The 7,776-nt window shown below is 67.2% G+C and carries 9 protein-coding genes and 1 pseudogene; 5 read left to right on the top strand and 5 right to left on the bottom strand.

The window, feature by feature from the left end:
* From ACFWPJ_RS18705 to ACFWPJ_RS18690, 4 genes and pseudogenes are all read left to right on the top strand, one after another.
* The coding region (locus tag ACFWPJ_RS18705; RefSeq protein ID WP_378852955.1) for a sigma-70 family RNA polymerase sigma factor at positions 1-404 on the top strand (404 nt) is incomplete at its 5' end.
* Positions 401-1,126, top strand: a complete 726-nt coding sequence (locus tag ACFWPJ_RS18700) for an anti-sigma factor domain-containing protein (RefSeq protein WP_378852953.1) — start codon at positions 401-403, stop codon at positions 1,124-1,126. The genes ACFWPJ_RS18705 and ACFWPJ_RS18700, both read left to right, overlap by 4 nt.
* A 49-nt stretch (positions 1,127-1,175) precedes the next feature.
* Entirely contained in the window at positions 1,176-2,723 is a 1,548-nt protein-coding gene (locus ACFWPJ_RS18695) for a molybdopterin-dependent oxidoreductase (protein WP_378852951.1), read from the top strand.
* A 33-nt stretch (positions 2,724-2,756) separates the two neighbouring features.
* Positions 2,757-3,089 (top strand): annotated as a pseudogene (locus tag ACFWPJ_RS18690) (DUF6968 family protein); the annotation flags it as partial.
* A gap of 281 nt (positions 3,090-3,370) precedes the next feature.
* On the opposite strand, the gene ACFWPJ_RS18685 reads toward ACFWPJ_RS18690, so the two are convergent.
* Complete coding sequence (locus ACFWPJ_RS18685) at positions 3,371-3,502, bottom strand: hypothetical protein (RefSeq protein WP_378852957.1); 132 nt, start codon at positions 3,500-3,502, stop codon at positions 3,371-3,373.
* A gap of 34 nt (positions 3,503-3,536) precedes the next feature.
* Here ACFWPJ_RS18685 and ACFWPJ_RS18680 point away from each other — a divergent pair, with 34 nt between their 5' ends.
* On the top strand, positions 3,537-4,601 hold the full coding sequence (locus ACFWPJ_RS18680) for an alpha/beta hydrolase (protein ID WP_378852949.1): 1,065 nt from the start codon (positions 3,537-3,539) through the stop codon (positions 4,599-4,601).
* Between the two features lie 13 nt (positions 4,602-4,614).
* On the opposite strand, the gene ACFWPJ_RS18675 is transcribed toward ACFWPJ_RS18680, so the two are convergent.
* The 4 genes from ACFWPJ_RS18675 to ACFWPJ_RS18660 all read right to left on the bottom strand — a co-directional run.
* Complete coding sequence (locus ACFWPJ_RS18675; protein ID WP_378852947.1) at positions 4,615-6,024, bottom strand: FAD-binding protein; 1,410 nt, start codon at positions 6,022-6,024, stop codon at positions 4,615-4,617.
* A gap of 55 nt (positions 6,025-6,079) precedes the next feature.
* Complete coding sequence (locus tag ACFWPJ_RS18670; RefSeq protein ID WP_378852945.1) at positions 6,080-6,529, bottom strand: hypothetical protein; 450 nt, start codon at positions 6,527-6,529, stop codon at positions 6,080-6,082.
* 95 nt (positions 6,530-6,624) lie between these two features.
* Complete coding sequence (locus ACFWPJ_RS18665; protein WP_378852943.1) at positions 6,625-7,071, bottom strand: MarR family winged helix-turn-helix transcriptional regulator; 447 nt, start codon at positions 7,069-7,071, stop codon at positions 6,625-6,627.
* A 356-nt stretch (positions 7,072-7,427) separates the two neighbouring features.
* On the bottom strand, positions 7,428-7,776 hold a 349-nt coding region (locus ACFWPJ_RS18660; protein WP_378852941.1), incomplete at its 5' end, for a helix-turn-helix domain-containing protein.

The following is a 7,776-nucleotide window of genomic DNA, read 5'->3' as shown; positions in this document are numbered from 1 at the left end:
AGGTGTTCCTGCAGGTCTGGTCGCTGGCCGGTGAGTACGACGCAGGCAAGGCCAGCCCGATCGGCTGGCTGATGATGCTGACCCACCGCCGCGCGGTCGACCGGGTGCGCGCCGAACAGTCGGCCACCACCCGTGACCTGGTGTTCGGGCACACCCACCTCGGCCGTGACCACGACATCGTGGCCGAGGAGGTCACCCAACGGCTCGACGAGCAGTCCGTACAGGACTGCCTCGAGACGATGACCGACCTGCAGCGTCAGGCGGTGGCGCTGGCCTACTACAGCGGGCGCACCTACGTCGAGGTCGCCGAGACCTTGGACGTGCCGTTGCCGACGGTGAAGAGCCGGATCAGGGACGGCTTGAAAAGACTGGAAAACTGTTTGACCGGAGGTAGTTCCCGATGAGCGAGACAGATCGGTGGATCTCCGAGTCGTGGCTCGACCAGGCATACCCGTACGCCTTGGACGCGCTGGAACTCCAGCAACGGCACGCTGTCGACGACTGGCTCGACGCCGCGGGCCCAGACACAGCGTCGAAGTTCCGCGCCACCGTGCATCGGATCCAGGAGACGATGGCGGCGGCGACCGTGGTCGATTCGGTGCCGCCGCCCGCCCGGCTCGAATCCGCGCTGATGCGCGCGCTGGACCAGCTCGACCCGCAGGTGCGTCCGCCAGCCCCCCGGGGCACGGTCGGCAGGCATCGGAATCTGCGCTGGTTGATGGCGGCCGCGGCCGCCGTCGTGGCCGTCGTGGCCGGGGTCGCCGTGATCGACCGGGCGACCGACGATACCGGCGCGATCACCGCGCAGCAGGTGGTCGATCAGCCGGACAGCAGGGAGTCCTCGGTCGCGGTGACCGGTGGCGGCGCGATGACGGTGTATGAGTCCACGGCGCTGGGTGCCGCGGCGGTGTCGTTCCGCGACATGCCCGCGCTGCCTGCCGACCGCACGTACCAGCTGTGGCTCGTACCCGCGGGCGGCTCGCCCCGCTCGGTCGCGGTCATGGACGATCCGGCCGCTGTGGTCACCGCTGTCGAGGCCACCGACACCCTTGCGGTGACAGTCGAACCCGCCGGTGGTTCGCCCGGCCCGACCACACCGGTGATCGTCAGCATGACAGTCGGCTGACCCGCTCGCGGCGGGCCATGCCGGCACTCGAAACCTCAGGAGTGACAGCATGGTCCGCCGCATCGCATTCACCTATCGCCCGCTGGGCCCCGCGGCTGCCGCGCTCGCCGCCACGTCCGCCGCCGCGGCCGTCCTCGGCGTCGGACACCTCGTCGCGGCGGTTATCGATCCGAACGCTTCCCCGTTCTTCGTCCTGGGCGCCACCGTCATCGACCACACGCCGAAGTGGTTGAAAGACAGCGCTATCCGGTGGTTCGGCACCAATGACAAACTGGCGCTGGCGATCACGATGCTCGTTGTCATGGTGGCCGGAGCCGTTCTGATCGGTCTGGTCGCCCGCCGCAGCCCCGCGCTGGGGGCGGGTTTCCTTGGCGTGCTCGGTGCCGCCGTGGCCGGCCTCGCGCTGCTGCGGCCGACCGCGGGACTGACTTTCGCGATTCCCGCCCTGGTGGGAACGGTGACCGGAATCGCCGCGCTCTGTCTGCTTTTCGTCGTGCCCGCCGCTCGCGGTCGCGGTGACGGTGACGGGCCGACCCGGCGGGGTTTCCTGTTCGCCGTGGCTGCGGTCGCCGCCGGTGCGGCAGCCGCGGGGGCGACAGGACGATTCGTCGGGAGCCGTCTGCGTGATATCGGGGCCGACCGTTCGGCTTTCGTGCTGCCGCCTGTCGCCGATCCCGCGTCACCGGTGCTGCCCGAGATGGACCTTCCGGTGCCCGGCTTGACCCGCTTCGTCACCCCGAACGCGGAGTTCTATCGCATCGACACGGCCTTGCAGCTTCCGTCGCTGACTCGTGCGCAGTGGCGCCTGCGCATTCACGGCATGGTGGAGCGGGAGATCGTGCTGGACTTCGACGCGCTGAGCTCTCGCGACGCCGTCGAATCACTGATCACGCTGACCTGCGTGTCGAACGAGGTCGGCGGCACTCTCGCCGGCACGGCCACCTGGACCGGCTATCGTCTCGCCGACCTGCTGGCAGAGGCGGGCCCGGCACCTGACGCCGACATGATCCTGTCGCGCAGCGTCGACGGCTTCACTGCGGGGACCCCCCTCGCGGCGGTCCTCGGCAACCAGGACGCACTGCTGGCCGTCGCGATGAACGGCGAAGCGCTGCCCGTCGCCAACGGCTATCCGGCCCGGATGATCGTGCCCGGCCTCTACGGCTACGTCTCCGCCACCAAGTGGGTCGTCGACCTCGAGCTCACCCGATTCGACCGGGCCCGTGCGTACTGGACCGAACGTGGCTGGGCGGAGCGGGCACCCATCAAGACCGCATCACGGATCGACGTCCCGGCCGCCTTCGCGACTCTCCCGTCCGGACCGGTCACTGTGGCCGGCGTCGCCTGGGCGCAGGGACGTGGTATCGCCGCCGTCGAAGTACAGGTCGACGACGGCCGTTGGCGTCCGGCCACGCTGGCCGCGGCCTACTCCCTCGACACCTGGCGTCAGTGGACCTGGACGTGGGACGCCTCGCCCGGCACCCACACGCTGCGCGTGCGCGCCGTCGATGTCACCGGTGTGGTCCAGACCGACGTCCGCACCACGCCATTCCCCGACGGTGCCACCGGCAGGCACACCCGGGTGGTGACAGTGCGCTGACGTAGTCGCATCGCGAGTGCCGGTACCCAGCCCATGTGGCTGCCTGCAGCGAACTCTCTCCGCAATTGTTCCGCGTCTTGGAAGAGATTTGTACCCGAGATAATACTAGAAAGGCCTGCCCGTTTGCTGATCGCACCGACGAACGCCACGGATACCCATGTGGGAGGATCTGTGAACACCGAGCTGGGTGAAATTGTTATAGCGACTACCGTCAGGGATGGTGATCGCACAGTCGACATAGAAATCGCCGATCCCCGACATGACACCACCACACGGGATTGGCACTGCATCTATCGAGTCGAAGGCACGAGCACACACAGCGTGCGCGGGACGGACAGGTTGTCCGCCGTCTACGCGGCCTTGATCGACATCCAGAGCGCGGCAGCCCGATTCGGTGTGTCAGGCAGCGCGATCGACGGAAAAGGTTCGAGGAAACCCACGGTCCCCCGCCCAGGTGTCGGCGGACCTGCCGCATCCGCCCGTGATTTCGGCCCACCGCTCGGGGCGCGGGCTGTGGAGACCACCTCGGGTCCGGTTGTCATCGTCATCGGGCGGCCCCGCCTGGATCCGAATCTTCTGCACACATATCTGTGCCCGTTCCGTATCGCTGATCGCACCGAGGCGTTCGGGCAAGGATTCGACGACATTCACGCGGTGATGTCCGCGATCCGCAGTGTGAGCGCGATCTTGGGAATACCGCACGACTGGCCGACGCCGAACACCCAGAGCAGGTAGTCCATCAGGCCATCGTCAGCGGGGACTTCAGCGGAAGTCCGCATCAGAAACTCGGCGGATCGACCAATCCGTGAAGACGTGCGGCCCGAAATCCCCATTATGTTCCCGACAGTGAAGAAGCAACGACCAACCGGTCGCACGACAACGTTGCAGCTGGCGCTGGGCGCCCTGACCACCGCCGGGCTGGTGATCCCGGCACCGGTGGCCAACGCGGAGCCGGAGCCTGCGCGCATTGTCGCGGTTGCTGCTGTCGACGAGCGGCGCCAAGACATCACCGTTTTCTCGGCCGCGATGGACAAGCCGATCACTGTGCAGGTCATCCGGGCCGCGGACACGACAATCCCGCGGCCGACGATGTATCTGCTCAATGGTTCGCAAGGCGGCCCGAACCAGAGCGGGTGGGACGCGCAGACCGACGCCCACGAATTCCTGCGCGCCAAAGATGTCAACGTTGTCACTCCGGTCGGGGGAGCCAGCTCGTACTACACCGATTGGGTGCGAGACGACCCGGCGCTCGGCCGCAACAAGTGGCAGACGTTTCTCAACGAGGAGCTGCCACCGGTAGTGGAGGACTACCTGCGCGCGGACGGAAACCGGGCCCTGGTCGGTGTATCGATGAGCGGCACCTCGGTGCTGAATCTGGCGATCGCCAAGCCCGGCTTCTGGAACAGTGTGGCCTCCTTCAGCGGTTGCGCCCAGACCTCGGACCCCATCGGGCAGGAGTTCGTGCGGATCACCGTCGAGACCTGGGGCGGAGGACAGAGTATCGAGAACATGTGGGGCCCCCGCGACAGTGCGCTGTGGCGGGCAAACGATCCGCTGGTCAACGCGGAAGGGCTACGCGGCACAGATATCTATCTGAGCACCGGCACCGGACTCCCCGCTGCACCGCACGACACGCCCGCGGACGCGCGAGTCCAGGACGGCAGGATTCCGCTGCCGATCCAGATCGCTTTCGGTGGCCCTATCGAAGCGGCGGTGCACTTCTGCACGGTCAACCTCGCCAACCGCCTCCGTGCTCTGAATATCCCGGTGACGATGGACGAGCGTGCTGCCGGTACCCATTCGTGGGGCTACTGGGAAGACGATCTGAAGACCTCTTGGCCTTTCGTCGCACGTTCGCTCGGCAGCCGAACGGGCTGAGCGGCTCGGGTGGTCAGCGCGGCGCAGGGAGAGCCGGCGACCCGACCAGCCGGAGTCGCCGCGCGAGGTCCGACACGAAGACCAGGCCGGGATCGACCCGATCCCGCACCCGCCGCCACTCGTCGAGCCGTGGGTACATCGCCGCGATCATCGCGGGCGTGGTCCGCGAGTCCTTGGCGAAGTACAGCCGTCCGCCCGCGGCGAGCACCCGTTCGTCGAGTTCGGTGCAGAACCGGTCGAGTCCGGCGGTGAGCGGGAAGTCCAGGCTCAGCATGTAGCCGGGATGCGGCCACGACAGCGGCGCCGGGTTGCCCGGACCCATCCGCTTGAAGACATTGAGGAACGAGTGATGGCCCGACTCGGCGATGGCCCGCACCGCGTCGGCGAGCTGCTGCTCGGCGCCGAACGGCATCGAGAACTGGTACTGCAGAAACCCGCGCCGACCGTAGGCCCGATTCCATTCCCCGAGCAGATCCAGCGGGTGATAGAACTGCGTCAGATTCTGGATGCGCCCGCGTGCCCGGCGCGGGAACAGGCGATACGCCGCCTCGGCCGCGATCCTGGTCGTCACGCCGTTGACCATCCCGTTCGGGAAGATGTCAGGCACGGTGAACAGCTGCGGCGCATCGAAATTCAGCGGTGTGCCGCGGAGTTTCGTCGGCAGCTGGTCCAGTGTCGCGAGCGACCCGCGACTGAAGCCCGCACGGCCGAGCTTCGCGCCGGTGGAAATGGTGTCCGGCACCGACATCGAGTAGTCGTAGCCGTCGTCGGACCCGCCGGTCAGCAATTCCATCGTTTCGTCGAGATCGCGGGTGCGGTCGTTGTCGACGATGAAGTACGCGGTCTCGGTGTGCTTCAACCGGATTCGGGCGCCGGTGACGATGCCGGTCAGTCCCATGCCGCCGACCGTCGCCCAGAACAGCTCGGCCTCCGCGCCCTCCGGCGTCAGGGTGCGCACCGATCCGTCGGCGGTGAGCAGGTCAAGGGACACCACGTGATTGCCGAAGCTGCCCTGCGAATGATGGTTCTTGCCATGGATATCGGAGCCGATGGCGCCACCGACCGTCACCTGCCTGGTACCAGGCAGCACCGGAACCCACAGCCCGTACGGCAGCGCCCGGCGCATGAGGGTGTCCAGGCTGACGCCCGCGTCGACATCGGCGACTCCGCTGTCCGGATCGATGCTGTGGATGCGGTCGAGCGCGGTCATGTCGACGACCAGCCCGCCGCCGTTCTGCGCCGGATCGCCGTAGCTGCGCCCGAGTCCGCGCGCGATCACCCCGCGCGGTCCCGCGGTGCGCACCCGCTCGGCGATCACCGCGATATCCGGCGTGCGCAGCACCTCGGCAACGGTCGGCGCAGTGCGTCCCCACCCGCTGAGACTGCGCCGTGAACTCCCTGTATTCCCCTGCGTGAAAGTCACAGGAGCACACGCTAAGACGGTTACCTGAGGACAGGCTGAGGCGGAAAGATTCTCCCTAGCTAGCGGATCCGGGACGGACGATCATGAGGACGACCACGGCCGTCCAGAGCAGGTTGTAGATGCCTGCCAGCATCGACAGCACCCGCAGGCGCTTGCCGCCGTCGGGTTCGTCGAGCGCTTCGCGTTGCATCGGGTGGATCTGCACGGCGAGCAGACCGCCCGCGATCGCGGTGGTCACCATGGCGGTGGTGATCCAGATTTCGTTCATCCGGCCCTGGATCGTGGCCAGCACGATGCCGATCACCGGGACGATGATCGCGAGTTTGGCGTAGTTGCCGGTGATCCGGTGCAGGGCGACGGCCACGGACCTGCTGCGCACCGACTCGGGGTCGGGGCCGCCCGCGGCGACCGGGGCATAGCGGGGGAACAGGCTGGTCGCGACCGCCGAACCCCCGACGAAGACGATGCCCGCGACCACATGCACGGACAGCAACAGATGTTCCACCTACCGACTCCCTCCGACCTTCAATGTGGCTGAAGCTTAGCGCGAGTTTCAACAACATTGAAGGTCGGATTTGTCACGTCCGGTGCCCGCGCAGGTCAGGGCGGCGACGCGCCGTTGAACGCGGCGACGATGGCAGTGCCGACCCGCCGCTGAATCGGGTCCGCCTCCGGCCCGAAAAGCTGAGTATCCACCTGCGCCAGCACTTTTCGCGCCTCGCCGAGCAGTTGCGCCCCGGCCTCGGTGAGCTCGATCGCCGACGCGGACCCGGCACGCGCGGTCCGGTCCTGCACAAGCCCCGCCCCGACAAGAGACTTCACGGCCGTATGCACGCTCTGCACACTCGTCCCCGACATCCGCGCCAGCTCACTGAACGACGCCCCCGGCACACCGTTGATATGCCCGAGCAACCCGAGCCGCGCCACCGTCAGATCCAGCGGCCCCAGCGCCGCACTCAACTCCGCCTCGACCCGCCGCGACAGCGCGATCACCAGGATGGTCGGGCTCATCGCCGGCGGTCCCGGGCGCGGTTTCTCGGTGGTCACCGAGCCATTTTCCCGCATGCGCCCGCGCCGGGTGCTGACAGTCCGGGGACGGGTGTCAGGAAAGGTTGCCGCCGAGGTGGCTGACATCGGTGACTTGCAGATACGCCCGGATGCGCTCGGCGAACATGGGCGCATCGGTTGCGTCTGTTGTAGAGAGTTTCGGCCATGATGTCCTCCGTCCAGTAGACCTGGAACATCCCGTTACCGCCGCGCAAATACAGCAGGCTCAACCAGTCCCGCAGGGTCCGGGAATGCAGAATGTTCGCGTCTGCAAGGACTTTCGTTGCCCACCCACCTGCCATGCGGCACATGGTAGCGGGTGGGGCACGAGGGTTGAACCTAGTTGTGGCAACCGATCAGTCGCGCACGTTCCACTCTTCTTCGATGGCTCGCAGTTCGTCGAATGCCGCACTCTGCTCGTCGAGGCGAGCGTGACGGTACGCCAGCACATCCCGGCTGAAGAGGCGGGTATGTGAACCGACCTTGTGTGCCGGAAGTTGCTGGTCGCGAACCAGTTTCATCAACGACGGGCGCGACATGTTCAGCATCCGTGCTGCCACTGTCGTCGTCACTTCGTTGGGGATGCTGCCGACGGACACCGCGCAGCCTCGGCCGACGAGATCGACCAACTCGAGCACTAACGTGGTGAGCTCAGGCGGCAGCGGCAACTGGCCGCTGCCGGAATCCACGAAGACCGTAGTCGTC

The organism is Nocardia sp. NPDC058497 (assembly GCF_042720195.1).
Lineage (GTDB): Bacteria > Actinomycetota > Actinomycetes > Mycobacteriales > Mycobacteriaceae > Nocardia.
Note: the sequence above shows the minus strand (reverse complement) of the source record. Positions and strands in the feature narration are given on the sequence as shown.